The following is a 21,844-nucleotide window of genomic DNA, read 5'->3' on the forward strand; positions in this document are numbered from 1 at the left end:
CCCGGAGTGGGGCGCTTGCGATCAGAACCGTCCAGAGACGACGATCGATGCGCTTCTTCCCGGTCCGACGAGCGTGAACGGCGTGGCACTCTGATAGAATGCGTCGTAGTAGAGCTTGTCGAAGATGTTGGCAACGAACACCTTCGCCGTCCAGTTCTTGTTGAGCTTGGCTTCCGCGAAGGCATCGAAGCGCCAGTAGCTCGGCAACTCCGTGCCCTGGTTCGCCGCCAGCCAGGTCCCGCCGAAGATCTTGGAACGGTACACGGCCTGGCCGCCGATCTCCCAGGTGTCGTTGATCTGGTACTTCGTCAGCAGGCTGAACGACTGGTGCGCGGTGTTGGCGAGCTGCAGGCCGACATTGCTGGCGAACAGCGCCGTATTGGCCGGCAGGATGTTCGACTTGGTCACCTCGGACTGCATCAGCACGATGCCGCCGAAGATGCTCCATTTGTCGGTCAGCTTGCCGCCCGCTTGCAGGTCGATGCCGCGGATGCGGTAGGCTGCGCCGGCCGAGAGACACGGCACGTTGCCGGTGGTGGCGTTATAGGGGCAGGCCGCCGTCGCGGTCTTGGCGCTGGTGACGTTGAAGGATTCGCGGGCATTCTCCTTCTCGGTCTGGAACAGCGCTCCCGTGACCAGCAGCCGTCCGTCGAGCAGCTCCCACTTGGTGCCGATCTCGATCGAGGTGTTCTTCTCCGGCCCGAACACCTGGTTGGCCCCGCCATTGGTGACTGCCGAGATGCCGCCATACTGCGCGCTGAGGCCATCGAACTCGGCGCCGACCGGGTTGGATGAGGTGGCATAGGCGGCGTAGAAGCTGGCATAGGGCACCGGCTTCAAGGTCAGGCCAAGGTTGAAGTTCGGCATGCCGCTGGAGGCGGCCGTCGAGCCCGGCGTGTTGGCGACGCCGTTGACGGTGCCGAAACCGTCGACGCGGACGTCGTATTTGTCGTAGCGGACACCGCCGTTGAGGATGACGAAGTCACGATAATTGACGCTGTCGAGCGCATAGACGCTTGCGGTGTCGATCTTGATGTTGGTGGGAAACTGGCTCAGCGAGGGGATGCCGAACGGCAGATCCGTGAACTGCGGGTTGAAAACGCTCACGCCCGACAGCGAGCCGGCTCCCGAGAACGGCAGGCCCTGCTGCTCGGAGGTCAGGCCGGTGTAGCTGTTGATGATGGCCTTTTCCTGCGAGACTTCGAGGCCGGCGACCAGGGTGTGCTTGAAGGCGCCGGTGTCGAACTTCCAGGTCGCATCGAGCTGGTTGGCGAGCACGTCGGTTTGCTGGAAGCGGCTCTGCGGGTTGGCACGGATCACCGCGGCGGATGGCGGATTGATGTTGGTGGCGCCCTCCGGCAGCGTGCCGATGTAGTTCAGGACCGAGCGCGACACCCTGACCTTGTCGGAGACCGTCAGGTCGGGCGTGATCTTCACCTCGGCGTTGAACGTGCCGATATCCTGTCCGATCCGCTGGAAGTCGCGATTTAGGAAGCCATACCAGGCGTTGCGCGGCGAGCCGACCTCCGGGAACGGCGCACCGGGCGTCAGGTTGCCGGCCTGGCGATAATACGGCACGCCGAAGTCCGGACGGCCGGAGACCTCGGTGTGGATGTAGTTGGTCACCAGCGTCACGCTGTCGAGCGGCGTCCATTTGGTGGCGATGAAGCCGCCATTGCGCTTGTCGGTGACGAAGTCGCGCCCCGCCACGCCGGCGTCCTGGAACAGGCCGCCCACGCGCGCGGCGAAGGTCGGCGTGATCTTCTGGTTGACGTCGATGACCACGCGCTTGGTCTGATCGGTCCCGAGCGTGGTGTCGATGTTGTAGAAGCTGTTCTCCGGCGTGGCCTGCTTGGTCACGATGTTGATCGCGCCGCCGGTGGTGCCGCGGCCGGCGAAGGACGAGGCCGGGCCGCGCAGGATCTCGACCTGTTCGGTGAAGAAGTTCTCACGCACGGAGACGCCGGCGTCACGCACGCCGTCGATGAAGACGTCGTTGCGGGCGTCGAAGCCGCGGATGAAGAAGCGGTCGCCGAACGCGTTGCCGCCTTCGCCGGTGCCGAGCGTGACGCCCGCGGTCGAGAGCACGGCGGATTTCAGGCTGGTGGAGTTCTTGTCCGCCAGGATCTCCTTGCTCAGCACCGTGACGGTCTTCGGCGTGTTGAGCAGCTTCTCCGGGAACTTGCCGGAGGCCTGCAGCCGCTCGCCCTTGTAGTCCGAAGCGGGGCTGGAATAGGGGTTGCGGTCGGGCGGCAGGTTGCTCACCGGTGCGGCGGCCTGCTGTTGCTGCTGGCGGGCGGCGCGGCGCATGGCGTCGCGAGCGCGGACCTGGTCTGCGGTCGGGCGGGAGGCCGCCGGCTTCGGTCGCGCGACCGGGGCTTCGACGTTGACGGAAGGCAGCGGCGCCTGCTGGGCTTCGGCACTGGAGAAGGATGCGACCGCGATCAGGCTCGCGACCGCCGAGACCTTCACGCCGGACATGTCGGTTGATGGATCCCACTCGTGCTGGCTTGCCGCACGCAAGCTTCTTGGAAAGATTGCTTTACCCATACTCGACCACCCCATTCGCTACGCAGAACTTCAGACTTGGGTTCGTTGAACGCACGCAACTGGCGTTACCTGTTGCGAATGCAAGTCAAGAAGCGAGGGAAAGCGGTCCAAAGCTGGTTCCGCTCATGGCCGGAATGCGAAAAGTTTCAATGCGTGTCTGACAATGACAATTGATCGCAAGATGTCGCGTCACGGCAACACTCGAAACCTCCTGGGTTGAGTAGACATCGATCGTTCAATTGCTAATAAGAGAAAGCCTGATCCTGATACCGTCTTCGGCATGGGAACGATGCGTCGAATGCCTCAGCTGACATGGTGGGTGTGGGGGGCGTCTCCCGCCGCATCGTGAGAAGCGGCGGGAATCCGGCGGTATTGTTTCCTGACCGGGGCGTGGCGCCGATTCAGAACTTCGCGGTCGTGATCAGGTAGAAGGCCCGTCCGGGCGCGACCTGGGTGAAGGGCACGTTGCTGCGATAGAAGGTGTCGTAATAGAGCTGGTTGGTGAGGTTCTGGGCGTAGACCTTCATGCTCCAGTTCTTGTCGATCTGCTTCTCCACGAACGCATCGAAACGCCAGTAGCTCGGCAACTCGTTGCCGGTGTTGGCCGCGAAGGTGCCGCCGAACACTTTCGAGCGATACACCGCCTGGCCGCCGATCTCCCAGCCGTCGTCGAACTTGTACTTGGTAAGTACGCTCAGCGACTGGTGCGCGATGTTGGCGAGCTGCAGGCCGTTGTTGGAGGCGACGCCGCTCTGCGTCACCTTCGACTGCATCAGCACCAGGCCGCCGAAAATGCTCCAGCGATCCGTCAGCTTGCCTTCCGCCTCGATGTCGATGCCCTGGATGCGGTAGGCGGCACCGGACGTCAGCAGGCCGTTGACGGTCTCGCGCGCATTCTCCTTGACGGTCTGGAACAGCGCGCCGGTGACCAGCAGATGACGGTCGACCAGCTCCCATTTGGTGCCGACCTCGGCGCCCTTGTTGCGTTCCGGTCCGAGAATGATGGTGCTGTTCGGCGGAATGCCGCCGTAATCCGTCGCGGTGCCGTCGAGCTCGGAGCCGAACGGGTTGGCGGAGGTCGCATAGGCCGCATACAGGCTGCCGATCGGCAGCGGCTTGTAGACCAGGCCGACATTGTAGTTGATCAGGTCGGAGTCGACCGTCGCCGAGGCCGTGTTGTTCGACGAGCGCATCGCATAGCCGTCATAGCGCAGGCCGCCGGTGAGGATGATCACGTCGCGCCAGTTCGCGGTGTCGATCACATACGCGCTCTTGCTGTCGACGTCGTAGCGCGTCGGGTTTCCGGTCAAATAGGGCACCGTCGTGAACGGCAGGTAGGTATAGGCCGGGCTGAACATGTTCTGGTTCTGCAGGCCGCCTCCGGTGGTGCCCTGCGAGCCGAACGCCTCCGAGGTCAGGCCCGCATAGCGGTCGATCGAGATGTTCTCCTTGGAGAACTCGGTGCCGACAACCGTCGTGTGCTTGACCGGACCGGTATCGAACTTGAGCGTGAGGTCGTTCTGGTTGGCCCAGTTGTCGACGGTCTGATAGCGGCTCTGCGCGCTCGCATTGAAGAACCATTTGGTCGGATCGGCGTTCGCCGTTCCCGCCACGCTCGCATTGGGCAGGGTGCCGATGTAGTTGAGCTCGGAATGCTCGCCGCGCAGCTTGCTCGTGAAGGTGACGCTGTCGCTGAGCTTCAACTCGCCCGCCAGCGTGCCGAAATCCTGCCGCGCCGCCTGGAAGTCGCGGTTGAGGAAGCCGTACCAATTGTTGCGCGGGATGCCGGCCGATGTCGCGGGGATGTTGCCCTGCTTGTAGAACGGCACGCCGAAATCCGGATAGCCGGAGAGGTCGGTGTGGACGTAGTTGGTCGTGACCTTCAGCGAATCGGTCGGCGTCCATTTGGTCGAGATGAAGCCGCCCCAGCGATCGTCGGTAACGTGGTCGCGCCCCGCCACATTGGCATCCTGGAACAGGCCGCCGGTGCGCACCGCGAAGGTCGGCGAGATCGTCTGGTTGACGTCGAGCGTGACGCGCTTGGTCTGGTCGGTGCCGAGCGTGGACTCGGCATTGTAGAAATTGCGGTCGCCGGCCTGCTTGGTGATGATGTTGATGGCGCCGCCGGCGGTGCCGCGTCCGGCATAGGCCGAGGCAGGCCCGCGCAGGATCTCGACCTGCTCGGTGAAGAAGTTCTCGCGCACGGACACGGCAGGATCGCGGATGCCGTCGATGAAGATGTCGTTGCGCGCGTCGAAGCCGCGGATGAAGAAGCGGTCGCCGAACGCGTTGCCGCCCTCGCCGGAGCCGAGCGTGACGCCCGCGGTCGAGCGGCCGACCTCCTTCAGGGTGGTGATGTGCTTGTCCTCCATCACCTCCTTGCTCATCACGGTGATGGTCTTCGGCGTGTTGACCAGCTTCTCGGTGAACTTGCCGGAGGCGACGCGGTCGACCTTGTAGGGCGCGGCCGCATCCGCATAGGGGTTGGCGTCCGGCGGCGTCTGCGGTCCGGTCGGCGCCGGCGGCTGTTGCGGCTGGCGGGCGGCGCGGCGCAGCGCGCTGCGGGCGCGGACCTGGTCGGCCGTGGGCCGCGACGCGGCCGGCTTGGCGCGTGCGGTCGGTGCCTCCACGGTGACCGAGGGCAGCGGCGCCTGCTGTGCCTCGGCGCTGGAGAACGATGCCACCACGATCAGGCCGGCGACGGCCGACACCTTCTTGCCGGAGATATCAGCGGAGGAATCCCCCCGATGCGCGATGTCCCCGCGCAGGCTTGCTGGAAAGACGGCTTGACCCATACTCGACCACCCCATGACACCAAGAACTGAACTTTTGCTTCGTTGGTTCGGCAATCAGCCCGTTCCAATTGCGAACGGCTGTCAACAAGTCTCCGAATTTCGACCAAAGCTGGTTCCGCCGATGGCTTGACTGGGAAGATCGCACCTCATGCATGTGATAATCAGTCGCATGTGGTACAACGGTCACGCTGAACGGTCTTTAAGTACCTTATCCTGCGCACCAAGGACCGCCGGCCCGCGCGTCGGCAGGAGCGCCCTTGCGATATTATTTTACCGATAGACTCAGCTGCGCTCGGCGATGACGGCCACGGGGCCGCCGCCGTCGGGACCCTGGTGCTCGGCGCCGCCGGAGACGAACAGGTCGGTGAAGCCGAACAGCCCCGCCAGCGCGCCGCCGACGAAGGCGCGGGCGTGACGGGTCGAGGAGACGTCGCTGTCGTCCAGCATGGTGTGGCGACGTCCGCGCACCTTGCCGCTCTGCGCCGCTTCCGCCTTGGCCAGCACCGCAGCGATCCGGCCGCGATCGGCCGCAGCCACCTGTCCGGCCACGGCGAGGCCGAGCCGCGCCAGCGCGGCCCGCGCCGGCTCGATGTCGATGGCGTCACGCATCACGGCGTGGTCGATCGCCAGCGGCCCGGTCCAGTCAGCCGACATGCCGGCCACCATGATCTCGTGGTCGAGCAGCTCGACGCCGCCGGAGGTCGCTGCACGCTCGCTGTAGCGGGCGTAGTCCGCGCAGATCACCGCCTCGGACAGATCGGCGAGCGCGATCTCTCCGAGCGCGACCGCGACGCCGAGCGCCGAGGCGCCGCGGGAAAACCCCATCGACTTCAGCGTGTCGCGCACGGCGGTGCGCTGGCCTCGCGCCTCCGCCGCCTCGATCCGCTCCATCGTCAGCAGCGGGCATTTCACCTGGACGTAATGGACGTCGGCGGCATCGGCGATGCCGGCATCGGCGATCGCGGCCCTGACGCCTGCGGCGACCAGCTCGACCTGCTGCAGCCGGCCGAGGTGCTCGCTCGGCAGCGCCGGCGTGCGCGCCCGGCCGAACGCGAGTGATTGGGCGAACGCGCGCGGCGGGTTCTCGCGGTCCAAGCGCGCCTCGAACACAATCATGTGCGGCGACAGCGCCCCTTCGGTGCCGCCCGACATCACCATCGCGATCTGACGCACGGCCTCGGCCGGCAGATGCTGGCCTAGCACGGCTTCCAACGAGCGCACCGCGAAGGCGCGGGTGAAGTCGTTGACACAGCCATTGCCCTCGGTCTTGCCGAGAATGGCGACGATGCCGGCCGGGTCGATCATGCCTTGCGCGATCGCGGCCGCGAGCGCGCCAATATCGTCCGGGCTCCGCATCGGCAGGCGGTGGACGTAAGCGCGGCGCATGGCGGTCGGCATTTTCCGGAGCTCCCATTGTGGTGTCGGGAGAGTAGGCAATCACGACGCGGTGCGCGACGCTGTTGCGGGATGGCCGCCATGCTATCCTTGTCGGCGATGACGTCCGACTGACGGTGACCCATGCCTCTCTGGACCTGCTCTCAATGCGGCGCGCAGTTTCCCGACACGCCCGCACCGCCCCCAAGCTGCGTCGTCTGCGAGGACGAGCGGCAATATGTGAACTGGAAAGGCCAGAGCTTTATCAGCCGCGACGAACTGGCCGCACGGCACCAGGTCGTCTGGCGCGAGGATGACGGCCTGACCGGGCTGGCGCTGGAGCCGAGCTTTGCGATCGGCCAGCGCGCGCTGCTGGTTCCCGAGCCGGACGGCTGCGTGATGTGGGACTGCATCCCCCTGGCGACGGAGGCGGCGATCGCCCATGTCCGCTCGCTCGGCGGACTGAAGGCCATCTCGGTGTCTCATCCGCACTATTATGGCGCGGTCGCCGACTGGAGCGCGGCCTTCGGCAACGCGCCCATCTATCTGCATGGTGACGATGCCGCCTTCGTCACCCGCCCGCACCCGGCCATCGTGCCATGGACCGGCGATCGCCTCGCCATCTCGGATGACGTCGTGCTGCTGCGGACCGCCGGTCATTTCGCCGGCGCCACCATCCTGCATTGGCGAAGGGGCGCAGGCGGCAAGGGCGCGCTCTTGACCGGCGACATCGCGATGGTCGCGATGGATCGCCGCCACGTCAGCTTCATGTACTCCTATCCGAACTACATCCCGCTCGGCGCCGCCGCGGTGCGCCGGATCGCCGATGCGGTGGCGCCGCTGGCCTTCGAGCGCATCTATGGCGCATGGTGGCAGAAGAACATCGCAACCGACGCAAAGGCGGCGTTCGAGCGTTCTGTGGCCCGCTATCTAACGGCCATCGCCTGAGCGTCGGCCGTGGACCCCGTAAAATAACGGAGCATTAGCCACAACCAGAACGGACAAGCAGCCCGTGTTGCAGTTTCATGTCGAATGGTATCGAAGTGTTTCCGGTGGGCCGGGGTACCTCGATGTTTCTGCTGTTCTCCTCGCCGGGCGTGCCTGCGGCGGCCGGTGCGGTCACGCGCCCGGATGCCATGTCAGCTTCCACGAACCCGGCGACCTCGGCTTCCCGCGGCATGATTCGGCTATGGGCACTGTCGGCGCTGGCGCTGGCCGTCGTGCTGGCGGTGCCGTTCCTGCTGGTCGACGTGCCGCCGGTGCTCGACTATCCCAACCATCTGGCGCGCCTGTTCGTGCTCGCGCATCCGGACGATCCGGTGCTGTCGCAGATGTATGCGCCGAACTGGCGCATCCTGCCCAATCTCGGCATGGACGTGATCGGCGTCGCGCTGCTGCGGTTCACCGACGTCCATGTCGGCGGCCGCCTGCTGCTCGCGCTCAGCCTGTTCGCGCCGCTCGCCGGCGTCGTCGCCTATCACCGCGCGGCGTTCGGACGGGTTTCGCTGTGGCCGCTGGCGGCCGGCATCATCGGCTATAACGGCGCCTTTCTGCTCGGCTTCATGAATTTCCAGCTCTCGCTCGGGTTCGCCCTTGGCGGTGCCGCGGGCTGGGTGACGCTGCGCCGTCAGGATGGCTGGCTGCTCTCGATCGGGTGGGGCGCGCTCGCCGCGGCGGTCTGCTTCCTGTGCCATATCTTCGGCCTCGTGTTCTTCGCAATCCTCGTCGGCGCCAGCGAAGCCGATCGGCTGTGGCGGCTGCGCCGGTCGCCGCGCCTTGCGCGCGAGTTGGCCATCGTCGCCTGTGCGCTCGGGATCACGCTCAGCCCGGCCATGCTGCTCTACGGGCTCTGCCCCTTGGGAGACGGCGGGCTGCAGCTCGGCGCCTGGGTCGGACCTCACAAGCCGTGGCGCATCATGACGCCGTTCCTCACCACCAGCGCCAACCTGACCGTGGTCACGGCCATTGCGGTGGTGTCGCTGCTCGTTCTCGTCCGCCGCCAGTTCGTCGTCGCGCCCGGCATTCCGCTGGCGCTGGCGGTGCTGTTCGTTGCCTTCGTGGCGGCGCCATGGAAAGCGCTGGGTGGAACGTTCATCGACATGCGCCTTGCCGCGATGGGCGGCCTGCTGCTGTTCGCCGGCCTGCAACCGGTCATGTCGGACCGGACGGCGGTACTGGCCGGGATCTTCCTTGCTGCGCTGATGCTCGTTCGTGTCGCGGATATCGCCTCGGCCTGGATCGATCATCGGAGCGACCTGGCCGAGTTGCGCGCGGCGATCGCGCATGTGCAGCCGGGGGCGCGCGTGATCGCCGCACGTGGTGGTGAGAGCCCGGCCTCCAGCCGGCGCGGGCGAACACTGCCCGGCTTTCGCGATGTCGATTCCCATCTGGCGGCGCTGCTGGTGCTCGAAAGGCGGGCATTCTGGCCGCTGATGTTTGCTCATCCGAGCCAGCAGCCCGTCGTCGTCCGTCCCGCCTTCCTTGGTCTGGCCGCCGGTTCCTGGGCCGAACCCGCGGCGTGGCGCTGGCTGCAGCCCGACACACCGCCTGCCGACGCATTGCTGTTCGCCCGCTATCTGGCGAACTGGCAATTGAATTTCGATGCCGTTCTGCTCATCGATCCGCCGGCCACCGAACAGCCGGTTGCGGGTCTCACGCCGCTCTATCTCGGCAGTTACGTCCAGCTGTTCGGCATCGGGCAGGGCGGTGGCGGCCGCACGGCGGAGCAGGAGCCTGCGCCTGCACCAAAGGCGGCCGACGCGCGCGTTGCGGCGCAATAGGACGATGCCGACGACGGCCGGATCACCTCGCGCGTGGTCGGCCCCGTTCGAGCACGCGCCGGGCACCCGGCACTGTTCGTTGATCCAATCGCTGGTCGTGATCGTATAGCATGTCGGCGTCAGTCGACTGCTCGCGCAGCCGGCCAGCCTTGCCACGACCGATCTCATCCTCACGACGCCGGGGGAATGCCATGCGACGGTTGATGAAGTTCCTGCACACGATGGGCGCGATCGGCATGATGGGCGCGATGGCGTGCCTCGTGGTGCTGCTCGGCATGATCCCGCAGCCCTCGGTGTCGCTGTCGCATTATGCCGAGATGCGTGCGGCGATGGGCGCCATCGTGCGCTACGTGTTCTTCCCCTCGCTCGGCCTGACCCTGATCGCCGGCCTGCTCGCTATCGCCGTCAACCGCGCGTTGCACAGCGCCGGCTGGGCGCTCGCCAAGCTGGCCTCGGGCATCCTGGTCTTCGAATGGGGTTTTGCGGCCGTGCAGGGGCCGATGCAGGAAGCGGCGGAGGAGGCCGCGCGCGCCGTCGCCGGCCAGATCGATCCCGCCACCATCACCGCGAATTTCGGCACCGAACAGGGCGCCATCTGGGTCATGCTCGGCGTCGCCACGGTGAACGTCATCCTCGGTGTCTGGCGCCCGCGGTTCACGAACCTGCCGGATTGAGGCGGGGGCAATGGTGGGCTCCGAACACGATCATAGGCGGATGCTGAGAGCAAAGTTTGGTCGTGCCTCAGTTTGAGAAAGACGCGGCAATGAAATGTGTCAATCGGTCACTCGGCTACTTGTGGTCGAGTTGCAAATCGGCGACATTATCACTGAAATTTGAAATTGAACTTTTCTTAACGACAGGGTGGCTTAATAATCGCGTCAGGAAGCCTCGGTGCCATCTTCCACGGACAGAATCCTTGAAGGTCACGGCCTTTATACCTCGCGCGCTGCCTACCACACTTTCGTGGTATGCCCCGATACGGGCGATAATTGGCGATGCCACGGGTCATTTTATCCCCCAACCCCGCAACCTCTATGCAGCGGTCTTGGAAATCCCAAGTTGGCTCAATGCATTGAGGGTGGTGATCACGCCGGCATTTTTTACCTTCGTACTGGCGTCTGTCATCAGGCCTCCAACCGAATTCTGGCGGCGGCGAACGTCACAATTCCGCTCACCTCCGATCCCCAGGTTGCGGCGATGTGGCTATCTTGGAGTACCTACGGAAGAAATCGGCCCTTTGTTCCGGCCCATTGCCGATGGCCTGAACGTATGCTGCTATGCAGCAAGCAAGGAGCTTTCGAGGATGCAGGGAGTTTGGAAGTTACCCAGCTATCCGGTGGGATTATCAGTTCCATGACCCGCACTATACCACACGAGCCAGATTCGGGCGCAGAACTCTCCTCCCTTATCAGGGCAACTTTGGGCCGTCCAATAGATAGCCGAAAATTTGCAGCTTTGATTTCTTTACGCGATCATCTTCAAAACCAGATCGATCAACTCAGCGACGAGCTGATGGAAAAGGAGATAACACCGAATGAGTATTTGGAGCGGCTGGACCATACTCTGATCGAAGCCTCTCGAACAGGAGAGGAAATTCTCGGCTACGCCGACTTTCATAAGGTTTTTGGAGAGCTTAGAGTCAATAAGCTTGGAGATGCCGAGCTGTTCCTTGAGCAATATTACAAGGGGCATTGATGCCCAAGTCTCCAAAATTGAGCAGCGCCAAGCCGATATCGTTCGGAACGCCTGCTGATCGGCGGGATCGCAACCGCCTAGATTGAAGATGCGCCCAGTAGAGCGCTCAATCGGGCCAAGGTCGGTTCGGTGCTGCTCCATTGAAGCGACCGCCGCCGTGGCTAAGCGATGGGACGTAGTTACAGCAATCTCTCGAGCAGCGTCCGCAACTCTCCACTTTGTCCACTACTTGGCTCGCATCAGCCTACCTGAACCTTCTCTGCCACGTGGCGGCCCTAGGTCGCGCCGATGTCCCTGACATAATCAGCGTTGGCCATCTGCATGTCGAAGCTGGTGTCGCTGATCAAGACACCCTGATCGGCCGCGGCGCCCGTCGCCGCCAGCGCCCTCGCTAGCATGCTGGGATGCGGCTTCGGCGGCGCCATATCGGCCGCCTTAATGGTGCTGAACCAGTCGCGTCAGGCGAGCGCCTCCAACGCCGGGACGACGGCTTTCGACGCATGCCTCCGGCGCAATGCCAAGCCAAGTGCCGGACCTGCGGCTAAGTCGCAGCATTGCTGCCGTGTCGGCGAACGGCGATTCGGCAAAACGCGGATCGGCGCAGCTGCGGCAGCACCCGGCTACAGCCTCTCGTTCGATCACCTCTGAGCCAGCCTGCGTCAAACGAAGCTCTGCGCCTGCGGACTCCCGCTCCCGAACCCCTCCCGCAGCGGAACGGGAGCGCACCACCGTTGCCGCCAGCACTCGGCCTTGATCAGGCGCTAAAAAGCAGCTGCGCAATCCCTCTTTTTCCCTTTTACCGAAATTTGTCTTGCCATTTTTCCGAAATCATGTTTATCTTCCCTCCATCCCGCCTCGAGCAGAGGGACGGACGCGTCGTCACGAACGTGAGGTGGGCTGCGATGGACGTGGTGGCTGTGCCAGACGAGCACAGGCCGGCACGGACGGCGAAGTCGTGTGGTCCTGGCCTCTCGACGCTGAGGTCAAGTTCGCGAGTGATGCTGTGACGGCTCGCGCGGACGACGGGGGCAAGAACGCCGATCCCCGGGGAGAGCACGAAGGACACCGTAACACCATTGCGCGGGGGAGGCCGTCTGGTGGCCCGACCTGTGGTGACTGCCGCCTGCTTTCCTTGTTGCAGGCGGGCCATGGGCCGCGGTCAGCACCCGGCCTTCCCCGCGCCCTCTCGTTCTTCGAGGGCTGACGGCCGAATCACCCGGACACGTCGTGTCGCGGGATCGCGAGCGCGCATGCCCAATGTCTTCACTGCCAAATATCTTGACTGCCAAGCCGACCATCGACCTTGCGAGATCGCGGACATGACCCTTCATCACGCGAGCGTAGACGATGACAGCGCCGATGCGGCGCTGTCATCGGTTGTCTCTGTGTCCTCAGAGCTGCGTGGCGCGCAGCTCGATCGTGATCGGCGTGGCTGTGCGCCGGGTCGCCGGGGCCGCCGGCATCTGCACGACGCGGGCGCGCTGGCCGGCAGCGAGGTCGGTGACCTTGACGATGCGGCCATTGGCGAATTCGAGTGCGTCGTGGTGTTCGGTCGGCTTGTTGGTGTCGACCTGGCGGAAGCGGGCCAGCTGCGCGCCGACCTTGCGGCGGAAGAAGATGCCCTTGATGCGGACATCGTCCTCGAAGGCGAGTTCGGTGCCCGGCCTCAGGCACACGGCCGTCAACGGATCGTCCTTGGTGCAGAAACCGCGGGTCTCCGTGCCGGGAAAGCGACAGGAGACCAGCACGTCCTCGGTCTTGGCATCACGCGAAGCAACAGTATGGAGGCTGTAGTCACACATGGGAAGCTCCTGAAGGCCGCCAGCACTGAGGCCGCAACGGCGCAGCAGGGAAGTCGTTCCACGCGGTCATGGGCCGCGTGGAGTTCCATCGCCCGCGCGGGCGGTGGCCACGCGTCGGCCGCTTCAGGTGAGGTGCGCAGCCTCCTCGGCGTCGGCGTCATCGGCCACGGCGCCCCAATGCGATGCGTCCTTGATGGTCGGGTCGATCAGCTCGCCGCGCAGCAGCGCCAGCGGCGATTTCCAATACAGCGCGATGTTGTGCAACGGGTCGGTCAGCACCTTGAACGCCCAGATCAGGCCGGTGGCGATATCCTGCGTCGCAAACAGCTGGATCACGCGAAACAGGCCGCCGCCGACGCCGACGGCGAGCCACAGCAGCCCGACGTGACGCACGAAGTCCATCCGGCTCGCAGGCTCGGCGAACAGGCCGAACAAGGTCGGGACCGCGAACAGGGCCACCGGCACCAGGCCCCACACCGTGAGCAGCACGATCTTGCGGGTCTGATTGTAGCCGACCTTGACCGCTTCCTTGTAGTCGTTGCTGACGCCGTTGACGTGGTCATAGCCGTTCGGTTCGAAGAAGAAGTGCCCGGTCTGCCGCGTCAGCATCGCCAGCCAGCCGACCAGTCCGGCCATCGCCGGGTCCCTGAACAGCAGCGCGTAGGCGACGAGGAAGATGACGGCGCTGATGAGGTGAAGCGTCTGATTGATCCGGCTCTGGTGGTAGTAGCGATAGTCGTCGAAGCGCTGCGTCTGCAGGATCTTGTAGTAGCGCGGCATGCGAATCCCCGTAGCTGTGTGGAACGGGAGCGAGACGTAGAGCGCTTCAATGAAGGTGGCGTGACATGATGATGTTGTCACAATGAATGCGCCCGGTTCGGATCTGGACTTCCTGCAGAAGCAGCGAACGGCCGACGTGCTGCGTCGGGCGCATCGCGTCACATGCGCCGGGCCGGCGGCCGCGGTCATTGATCCCGGTCAAATGCAGCCGATGGTCCGGACCAGCGAACAGGGGTCCAGAACGGGTCCATCGAACGGGGGCGTCCGAAATCGGATTTGTCGAATACCGGCTTCGTGGTCGCCGCGCCGCAGGTGCGCTCCCCCCCCCCAACGGCAGGGCTATCGCATTTGACGATCGACGTGTTGCACCCGTCTCCCTCCACGTCGTCATGGCCGGGCTCCGTCCCGGCCATCCACGTCGTCCGGCATGCTGAGAACGACGTGGATGCCCGGGACGGAGCCCGGGCATGACGATGAGGGGACATTTTGCGACAAACTCAGATTGGCCATATGCGATAGCCCTGCCCCAAACGGGGCAGCCGGCGCCGGGCAATCGGCGGGGAGCGGAGGTCGACGCCCGCCGAGGATGCCCTCGATGCCGCCATCAACCCGGCCCTCAACTCTTGATCACGGCGACGTCAACGCTATATCGACGGTCTCTCCTCAACCGCCGTTTGTCCTGGAAGACGCATGACGATGACCGACACCGCCACCGTATCCCATCCGTTTCAGGCCGAAGTCTCCGAGCTGCTGCATCTGATGGTGCATTCGGTCTATTCCGAGACCGACATTTTCTTGCGCGAATTGATTTCGAATGCCTCCGATGCCTGTGACAAGCTGCGTTACGAGGCGATCGCCAGGCCCGAACTGATCGGTGACGGCGAGGCGCCGCAGATCCGGATCATCCCGAACAAGGCGGCGAATACCCTGACGATCGCCGACAGCGGCATCGGCATGGACCGCCAGGAACTGATCGATCATCTCGGCACCATCGCCCGCTCCGGCACCAAGGCCTTCGTGCAGAAGCTGTCGGAGGCCAAGGACGGCACCGGCCTGATCGGCCAGTTCGGCGTCGGCTTCTATTCCGCCTTCATGGTCGCCGACCGCATCCATGTGATCAGCCGCCGCGCCGGCGGCAGCGAGGTCTGGACCTGGACCTCCTCGGGCGGCGCCGGCTTCGAGGTCGCATCGGCGTCCGAGGAGGATGCCACGCGGGTGGCGCGCGGCACCGAGATCGTGCTGCACCTCAAGGACGACGCCAAGAAATATCTCGAAGCCTTCGAGATCGAGCGCATCGTCACGGCCTATTCCGACAACATCCAGTTTCCGATCATGCTGGTGCCGGAGGAAGGCGAGCCGCGCCAGATCAATTCGGCGAGCGCGCTGTGGCAGCGCTCCAAGTCGGAGCTTTCGCCGGAGGACTATGCCAAGGCCTACAAGTCGATCGCCAACGCCTTCGACGAGCCGGCGATGACGCTGCACTACCGCGCGGAGGGCCGCTATTCCTACGCCGTGCTGCTGTTCGCGCCTTCGACCAAGCCGTTCGACCTGTTCGAGCCGGCGCGCAAGGGCAAGGTCAAGCTCTACGTCCGCCGCGTCTTCATCACCGACGATGCCGATCTGATGCCGGCCTATCTGCGCTTCATCCGCGGCGTCATCGACAGCGAGGACCTGCCGCTCAATCTGTCGCGCGAGATGCTGCAGAACAATCCGCAGCTGTCGCAGATCCGCAAGGCCGTGACGACGCGGGTGATCAGCGAGCTGGAGCAGCTCGCCGACAAGGACGCCGAGAATTTCGACAAGGTCTGGGAGTCCTTCGGCGCCGTCATCAAGGAAGGGCTCTACGAGGATTTCGAGCGCCGCGACAAGCTGCTGGCGCTGGCGCGCTTCACCACGACATCGGGCGAGAAGCGCTCGCTGAAGCAGTATGTCGAGGGCCTCAAGGAGAACCAGACCGAGATCTACTTCCTGGTCGGCGACAGCATCGATCGCCTGAAGTCCAATCCGCGGCTCGAGGCGGCCAAGGCGCGCGGCGTCGAGGTGCTGCTGCTGACCGATCCGGTCGATGCGTTCTGGACTTCGGCGCGGCTCGAGTATGACGGCAAGCCGCTGAAGTCGCTGAGCCAGGGCGACATCAATTTCGATCCGATCCCGGTCACCGAGCCCAAGGCCGAGGACGAGGCGCAGCCGGCGGCCGACGAGGCCAATACGATTGCGCTGATCAAGGCGAGCCTGGGCGAGCACGTCACCGACGTGAAGGTCTCGACCCGGCTCACCAGCAGCGCTTCCTGTCTCGTCGCCGGCAGCCATGGGCCGGATCGCGAGCTGGAGCGGATCCTGTCGCAGCAGGCGCGCGGTGCCCGCACCAAGCCGATCCTGGAGATCAATCTGCGCCATCCGCTGGTCGTGGCGGTCGCCAGGGCCGCGGCCGACAAGGCCAAGGTCGACGATTTGTCGTTCCTGCTGCTCGAGCAGGCGCAGATCCTCGATGGCGAATTGCCGGAGAATCCGGCCGCCTTCGCGGCGCGGCTCAATCGCCTGGTGCTGCAGGGCGTGGCTGCCTGAGGCTGGCCGGTGTGGGCGCGCGGGTCAGTTCTTCGCGCTCACCTGCGGCACCAGTTTGCGCCAGTGCATGACCTCGGCGCGGAATGTTGCCGCGTAGACGCCGGCGTCTCCGGTGATGGGGGTGGCGCCGATCTCGTCGAAGTGCTGCCTGATCTCCGGATCGGCCAGCGCTGCGTTGATCTCGCGGTTGAGCAGGTCGACGATCGGTTTCGGCGTGCCCCGTGGCGCGTCGACGCCGTAGAAGCCGGAGGTCTCGAACGCGGGCAGAATCTCGGCGACCGCCGGCAGATCGGGGAAGGCCTGAGCGCGCTCGCGCGTCGACACTGCGAGCGCCCTGACCTTGCCGCTGCGCAGGAGGTCGACGGCAACGGCCGTGTTGTCGAACATGGCGTGGATGTGGCCGGAGGTGAGGTCCGTCAGCGCCGGGCCCGAGCCGCGATACTGGACGACGGACCAGGTAATCCCGCCGAGCATCCGGAACAATTCGGCCGACAGCAACTGGACGGTGCCAGGACCGGCCGAGCCGACACTGAGCTTGCCTGTGTTAGCCCTGGCATAGGCGAGGAATTCGGCCAGCGTCTTTGCCGGGAGATTCTTGTTGATCAGCAGCAGGAGGGGCATCCGCGCTATGCCGGCGACGTGGACGAGGTCGCCGCTGCCGTCGGCGCCGGGCGCGGAGTCGAGCGAGGCGCTGATGATGTTGGCGGTCGACGTCGCCAGGATCGTGTAGCCGTCGGGCGCGGCGCTCGCGACGCTGCGGGTCGCGGTGGCGCCGCCCGCACCCGGCCGGTGATCGAGCACGAAGGCCTGGCCGAGCCGCCGCGACAGCCGGTCGCAGATCAGGACCGACAGGCGGCCCGTCGCGCCGCCCGGCGCAAACGGAATGACCCAGGTGACCGGGTGGTTCGGATAGGGGGCCTCGCCTCCAGCCGCCGCAGCGGCCCGAGGCACTGCGACAAGGCCGCTCCAGGCGGCGCATTGCAGCAACCCACGTCGTGTGATCGTCATGTCCTTGGGCATGCCGGCCTTCGCGTTGGCATGTTCTGGGATCGTCAGCCTAACCGCTATTTGCGAGCACTTCGTAAAGGATCGCGTTTTCATCGGCATCGGCAGGCTCTGCGCGGGTTAACCGTGCCGGTTAACGGCTGGGCAGGCGGCACCGCTTATAAGCGACGCCGAACTCGAAGCGGTGGCAGCCATGACAACCGAGCGCGCGGACCGATCTGCGGAACCCATCACGCCCGGTTCCAAGCTGTCGCCGGCGAAGATCTGGCTGAAGGCGATCGAGCTGACCTCGCGCATCGAGGCGGAACCGGCGCGGCTGTTTGCCGACATCATCGACGACTGGGCGGCAAAACAACCCGAGCGGTCGGCGCTGATCTCCGATCGCGAGACGCTCAGCTATGCCGCGCTGACCGCACGCACCAACCAATATGCCCGCTGGGCACTGGAGAACGGCATCGGTTCCGGCGAGACGGTCGCCCTGATGATGCCGAACTGCCCCGACTATCTGGCGGCGTGGTTCGGGATCAGCCGCGTCGGCGGGGTCGTGGCGCTCATCAACACCAATCTGGTCGGACCGTCGCTGGCGCATTGCATCAACGTCGCCATGCCGTCTCACGTCATTGTCGCGGCCGAGTTCCGCCAATCCCATGCGGAGGCCGCGCCGCTGATCTCAGGCGCGCCGCGGGTCTGGCACGCGGGGGGCGGCGAACTGGACGCCGCGCTCGCCGCGATCGACACGCGCGCACTCGCCCCGGCCGAACGACCCGCCGTCTCGATCAACGACCGTGCGCTGCTGATCTACACCTCCGGCACGACGGGCCTGCCCAAGGCCGCCAGCATCAGCCATCGCCGCATCCTGAACTGGGGCGGCTGGTTCGCGGGCCTCACCGGAGCCGGCCCCGACGATCGCCTCTACGACTGTCTGCCGGTCTATCATTCCGTCGGCGGCATCGTCGCGCCCTGCAGCATGCTGCGGGCCGGCGGCGCGGCCGTGCTCGCCGCGAAGTTCTCGGCGCGCCGGTTCTGGCGCGACATCGTCCGCCACGACTGCACGCTGGTGCAATATATCGGCGAACTCTGCCGCTATCTGCTGGCGGCGCCGCCGTCGGAGTTCGACCGCGCGCACCGGCTGCGGCTGGCCTGCGGCAACGGGCTGCGCGGTGACGTCTGGGAGGCGTTCCAGACACGCTTCGCGATCCCGCGGGTGCTGGAGTTCTACGCGGCCACCGAAGGCAATTTCTCCCTCTACAATGTTGAAGGCCGGGTCGGCTCGATCGGCCGCGTGCCGTCGCTGCTCGCGCATCGCTTTCCGGCCGCGATCATCCAGCTCGATGCGGAGCAGCGGATGCCGCTGCGCGGGTCCGACGGGCTGTGCCAGCCCTGCGCCCGCGGCGAAGTGGGGGAGGCGGTGGGCCGCATCGGCAAGGCCGACGACGGCGGCGGCCGCTTCGAGGGCTACACCGACGGGGCCGAGACCGACAAGAAAATCCTGCGCGACGTCTTCGCCACCGGCGATGCCTGGTTTCGCACCGGCGACCTGATGCGCCAGGACGAGCAGGGCTTCTTCTATTTCGTCGACCGCGTCGGCGACACCTTCCGCTGGAAGGGCGAGAACGTCGCGACCAGTGAAGTCAACGAAGCGATCCTGCAATGTCCGGGCGTCGCGGAAGCCTCGACCTATGGCGTCGCCGTGCCGGGAGCGGACGGGCGTGCCGGCATGGCTGCGCTCGTCGTTAACGAGGATTTCGATCCGGCGGCGCTGGCGTCAGAACTGGCGCGCCGGCTGCCGGCCTACGCACAGCCGGTTGTGCTCCGCATCACCGCGTCGCTGCAGTCGACCGAGACCTTCAAACAGAAGAAGCAGCAGTTGATGCGCGAGGGCTTCGATCCCATGAGCATATCCGACCCGCTCTACGTCCGAGACGCCGCGACCGGCGTCTACCGCGCGCTCGATCCCGAACTCCATGCGCGCATAGCGGCCGGCGAGATCCGCTTGTAGATGATTTTAATCATGGTCCATGACGGACGTTTACCAACGCGCCCGAAAGATACCGCGAAAGTCCGGGTTCCTTCACCGTCTCGCTCTAGGCTCGCCTGCATCGTTTGACCAGGGACGGATTTCAACATGCCGGTACGTTTGAGAATCATTGCAGCGATCAAGCAGATTGCGGAGGAGCAGAGGGTCAAGCTGCCGCCGCTGACCGACGAACTGACCTTGCACGAAACCGGCTTCGACTCGCTCGCCTTCGCCATCCTGGTCGCTCGCCTCGAGGACGACCTCGGCGTCGATCCCTTCACGCTGTCCGAGGACGTCACGTTCCCCAACACGATCGGTGACTTCATCAGGGCCTATGAGAATGTCCCCGCGTGAGGTCTTTGCGCTGCGCGACCATCTCGGGACCGCGCTGAGCGAGCGGACGATGTCCGATCCGCGCCATACGGTGTCGCTGGCGCGGCTGACGACGGACAGCTGCCTGGATGGGCGCCGCGGCGAGCTCGACGGACGTTCGGTGCTGCTCGCAACGTCGGGCCAGTTGCTCGCCGGCCTGGCGCTGATCGAGATCGATGGCATCGCCCGGCGCATGCTGCTGTGCCCGCCTGATCTGAACAGCGAGCATCTCGACTCCCTCATCGCCGATGCGGAGATCGATGCGATTGTGACCGACGAGCCCGGGCGCTTCGCTGGCTGCGGCGTCGATCTCGTCGTCACGCTCGGCTTGCCGCAACCCGTGACCCGCATCGCGCAGACGACACGCGCGACCGAGTGGCTGATGCTGACCTCCGGCACGTCAGGCGTGCCCAAGATCGTCGGCCATACGCTGGAAGGCCTGTGCGGCGCCATCATCGGCGACACGCCGGCGCCCGGCGCGGCGATCCCGGTGTGGGCGACGTTCTACGACATCCGCCGCTATGGCGGCCTGCAGATCTTCCTGCGCGCCATCGTCGGCGGCGGCTCCATGGTGCTGTCCGATCCGGGCGAAGCGCTGGCCGATCACATCGCGCGCCTCACGTCGCGCGGCGTCACCCACATCTCCGGAACACCGTCGCACTGGCGCAAGCTGCTGATGAGCGGATCGGTCACCGGCTTCGCTCCGCGCTATGTCCGGCTCTCCGGCGAGATCGCCGATCAGGCGGTGCTCGACGGTCTGAAACAGGCGTTCCCGAACGCCTCGATCGGCCATGCCTATGCCTCGACCGAGGCGGGCGTCGGCTTTGCCGTCAATGACGGGCTGGAAGGCTTTCCCGCGACGCTGCTCGGCGAAGGCCGCGGCGCCGTCGACATGAAGGTCGTCGACGGATCGCTGCGCATTCGATCGCGGCGGGCAGCGCATGCCTATGTCGGGCGCGCCGCCGCGGCGCTGACGGACGATGACGGCTATGTCGACACCGGCGACATGGTCGAGCTGCGCGGCGAGCGCTACTACTTCGCCGGCCGCCGCAACGGCATCATCAATGTCGGCGGCCTGAAGGTGCATCCCGAAGAGATCGAAGCGGTCATCAACGCTCATGCCGAGGTGCGGATGTCCCGCGCCAAATCGCGACGCAGCCCGATCACCGGCGGCATCGTCGTGGCCGAGGTGGTGCTGACGGCGGATGCCGATCCGGCGCGAGCCGATGCCGTGCGCAACGAGATCCTCAGCCAATGCCGCGCGCGGCTCGCCGCTCACAAGGTTCCTGCGATGATCCGCTTCGTCCCGGCGCTCGACGTCACCCCGGCCGGCAAGCTGGCGCGCGCCGATGCATAACGTCCTCGTCACCGGCGGCAGCCGCGGCATCGGGCTCGCCATCGCGCGCAGGCTCGCCAATGCCGGCTATGACGTGATTGCGGTGGCGCGCCGCGAGAGCGAGGAATTGCGCGCGGCGATCGCAGAGTTCAGCGCCAGCAGTGCGGGCATCCATTTCCGCGCCTGCGACCTCAGCGTCGTCGGCGCGATCCCGGCCTTCGTGAAGTCGGTGCGCGAGGAGTTCGGTCAGATCTACGGCCTCGTCAACAATGCCGGCATCGGCACCGAGCGCCTGCTCGCGACCATGCACAATTCCGAGATCGAGGGATTGGTGCGGCTCAACGTGCTCGCACCAATGATCCTGACCAAATACATCGTGCGCCACATGATGGCGGCGGGCGAGGGCCGCATCGTCAACATCTCCTCGATCATCGCCAGCACCGGCTACAACGGGCTGTCGGTCTATGGTGCGACCAAGGCAGCCGCGAACGGCTTCACCCGTTCGCTGGCGCGCGAGGTCGGCAAGGTCGGCATCACCGTGAATGCGGTCGCGCCGGGCTTCATCGCGACCGAACTGACGCAGAGCATGGACGACGCGCAGCAGCAGCGCATCGCCGGTCGCAGCGCGCTGCGCCGGCTGCCGGAGACCGGCGACGTCGCCGCGATGGTCGAGTTCCTGCTCGGCGAGGGCGGCCGCAACGTCACCGGCACGGTGCTGACGGTCGATGCCGGCAATACGGCCTGAGGCGATTGCGTCCGGATTGCAGAGCTTG

At 65.5% G+C, this 21,844-nt stretch carries 16 protein-coding genes; 9 read left to right on the forward strand and 7 right to left on the reverse strand.

Going from position 1 to position 21,844, the window contains the following annotated elements; genetic code table 11:
• Positions 1-21 precede the first annotated feature (21 nt).
• From ACQR1B_RS28690 to ACQR1B_RS28700, 3 genes are all read right to left on the reverse strand, one after another.
• Positions 22-2,550 carry a TonB-dependent receptor gene (locus tag ACQR1B_RS28690; protein WP_434835747.1) on the reverse strand — a complete coding sequence of 843 codons (2,529 nt, stop codon included), beginning with the start codon at positions 2,548-2,550 and terminating at the stop codon, positions 22-24.
• Between the two features lie 401 nt (positions 2,551-2,951).
• Positions 2,952-5,345, reverse strand: a complete 2,394-nt coding sequence (locus tag ACQR1B_RS28695) for a TonB-dependent siderophore receptor (RefSeq protein WP_434835748.1) — start codon at positions 5,343-5,345, stop codon at positions 2,952-2,954.
• Between the two features lie 282 nt (positions 5,346-5,627).
• Entirely contained in the window at positions 5,628-6,743 is a 1,116-nt protein-coding gene (locus ACQR1B_RS28700; protein WP_434835749.1) for a ring-opening amidohydrolase, read from the reverse strand.
• 120 nt (positions 6,744-6,863) lie between these two features.
• Here ACQR1B_RS28700 and ACQR1B_RS28705 point away from each other — a divergent pair, with 120 nt between their 5' ends.
• The 4 genes from ACQR1B_RS28705 to ACQR1B_RS28720 all read left to right on the forward strand — a co-directional run bounded on the left by ACQR1B_RS28705 (position 6,864) and on the right by ACQR1B_RS28720 (position 11,194).
• Positions 6,864-7,667, forward strand: a complete 804-nt coding sequence (locus ACQR1B_RS28705; RefSeq protein WP_434835750.1) for an MBL fold metallo-hydrolase — start codon at positions 6,864-6,866, stop codon at positions 7,665-7,667.
• Between the two features lie 122 nt (positions 7,668-7,789).
• Positions 7,790-9,499 carry a hypothetical protein gene (locus ACQR1B_RS28710; protein ID WP_434835751.1) on the forward strand — a complete coding sequence of 570 codons (1,710 nt, stop codon included), beginning with the start codon at positions 7,790-7,792 and terminating at the stop codon, positions 9,497-9,499.
• Positions 9,500-9,690: 191 nt separating this feature from the next.
• Entirely contained in the window at positions 9,691-10,173 is a 483-nt protein-coding gene (locus tag ACQR1B_RS28715) for a hypothetical protein (RefSeq protein WP_434835752.1), read from the forward strand.
• A gap of 385 nt (positions 10,174-10,558) precedes the next feature.
• A complete protein-coding gene (locus tag ACQR1B_RS28720) occupies positions 10,559-11,194 on the forward strand; it encodes a hypothetical protein (RefSeq protein ID WP_434835753.1) in 636 nt (211 codons plus the stop codon).
• Positions 11,195-11,469: 275 nt separating this feature from the next.
• Here ACQR1B_RS28720 and ACQR1B_RS28725 read toward each other — a convergent pair whose 3' ends face one another.
• From ACQR1B_RS28725 to ACQR1B_RS28735, 3 genes are all read right to left on the reverse strand, one after another.
• Positions 11,470-11,634, reverse strand: a complete 165-nt coding sequence (locus tag ACQR1B_RS28725; protein ID WP_434835844.1) for an HAD hydrolase-like protein — start codon at positions 11,632-11,634, stop codon at positions 11,470-11,472.
• 951 nt (positions 11,635-12,585) lie between these two features.
• The gene (locus ACQR1B_RS28730) at positions 12,586-12,996 is read right to left on the reverse strand and encodes a hypothetical protein (protein ID WP_434835754.1); all 411 of its coding nucleotides are present in this window, start codon (positions 12,994-12,996) and stop codon (positions 12,586-12,588) included.
• Between the two features lie 123 nt (positions 12,997-13,119).
• Positions 13,120-13,776: a hypothetical protein gene (locus ACQR1B_RS28735; protein WP_434835755.1), complete on the reverse strand. Its 657-nt coding sequence runs from the start codon at positions 13,774-13,776 to the stop codon at positions 13,120-13,122.
• A gap of 690 nt (positions 13,777-14,466) precedes the next feature.
• On the opposite strand from ACQR1B_RS28735, the gene htpG reads away from it, so the two are divergent.
• Positions 14,467-16,341, forward strand: a complete 1,875-nt coding sequence (htpG, locus tag ACQR1B_RS28740) for a molecular chaperone HtpG (RefSeq protein ID WP_434835756.1) — start codon at positions 14,467-14,469, stop codon at positions 16,339-16,341.
• 24 nt (positions 16,342-16,365) lie between these two features.
• Here the strand turns inward: htpG and ACQR1B_RS28745 are convergent, their stop codons facing one another.
• Positions 16,366-17,361 (reverse strand): Bug family tripartite tricarboxylate transporter substrate binding protein, encoded by a 996-nt coding sequence (locus ACQR1B_RS28745; protein WP_434835757.1) that lies wholly within the window; start codon positions 17,359-17,361, stop codon positions 16,366-16,368.
• A gap of 178 nt (positions 17,362-17,539) precedes the next feature.
• On the opposite strand from ACQR1B_RS28745, the gene ACQR1B_RS28750 reads away from it, so the two are divergent.
• From ACQR1B_RS28750 to ACQR1B_RS28765, 4 genes are all read left to right on the forward strand, one after another.
• On the forward strand, positions 17,540-19,345 hold the full coding sequence (locus tag ACQR1B_RS28750) for a long-chain-acyl-CoA synthetase (protein WP_434835758.1): 1,806 nt from the start codon (positions 17,540-17,542) through the stop codon (positions 19,343-19,345).
• A gap of 126 nt (positions 19,346-19,471) precedes the next feature.
• Complete coding sequence (locus ACQR1B_RS28755) at positions 19,472-19,717, forward strand: phosphopantetheine-binding protein (protein ID WP_434835759.1); 246 nt, start codon at positions 19,472-19,474, stop codon at positions 19,715-19,717.
• Entirely contained in the window at positions 19,704-21,092 is a 1,389-nt protein-coding gene (locus tag ACQR1B_RS28760) for an AMP-binding protein (RefSeq protein ID WP_434835760.1), read from the forward strand. The genes ACQR1B_RS28755 and ACQR1B_RS28760 overlap by 14 nt, the downstream gene beginning before the upstream one ends.
• Positions 21,085-21,816: an SDR family NAD(P)-dependent oxidoreductase gene (locus ACQR1B_RS28765; RefSeq protein WP_434835761.1), complete on the forward strand. Its 732-nt coding sequence runs from the start codon at positions 21,085-21,087 to the stop codon at positions 21,814-21,816. The genes ACQR1B_RS28760 and ACQR1B_RS28765 overlap by 8 nt, the downstream gene beginning before the upstream one ends.
• Positions 21,817-21,844 lie beyond the last annotated feature (28 nt).

The sequence above is a fragment of the Bradyrhizobium oligotrophicum genome (assembly GCF_051168495.1).
Lineage (GTDB): Bacteria > Pseudomonadota > Alphaproteobacteria > Rhizobiales > Xanthobacteraceae > Bradyrhizobium > Bradyrhizobium oligotrophicum_A.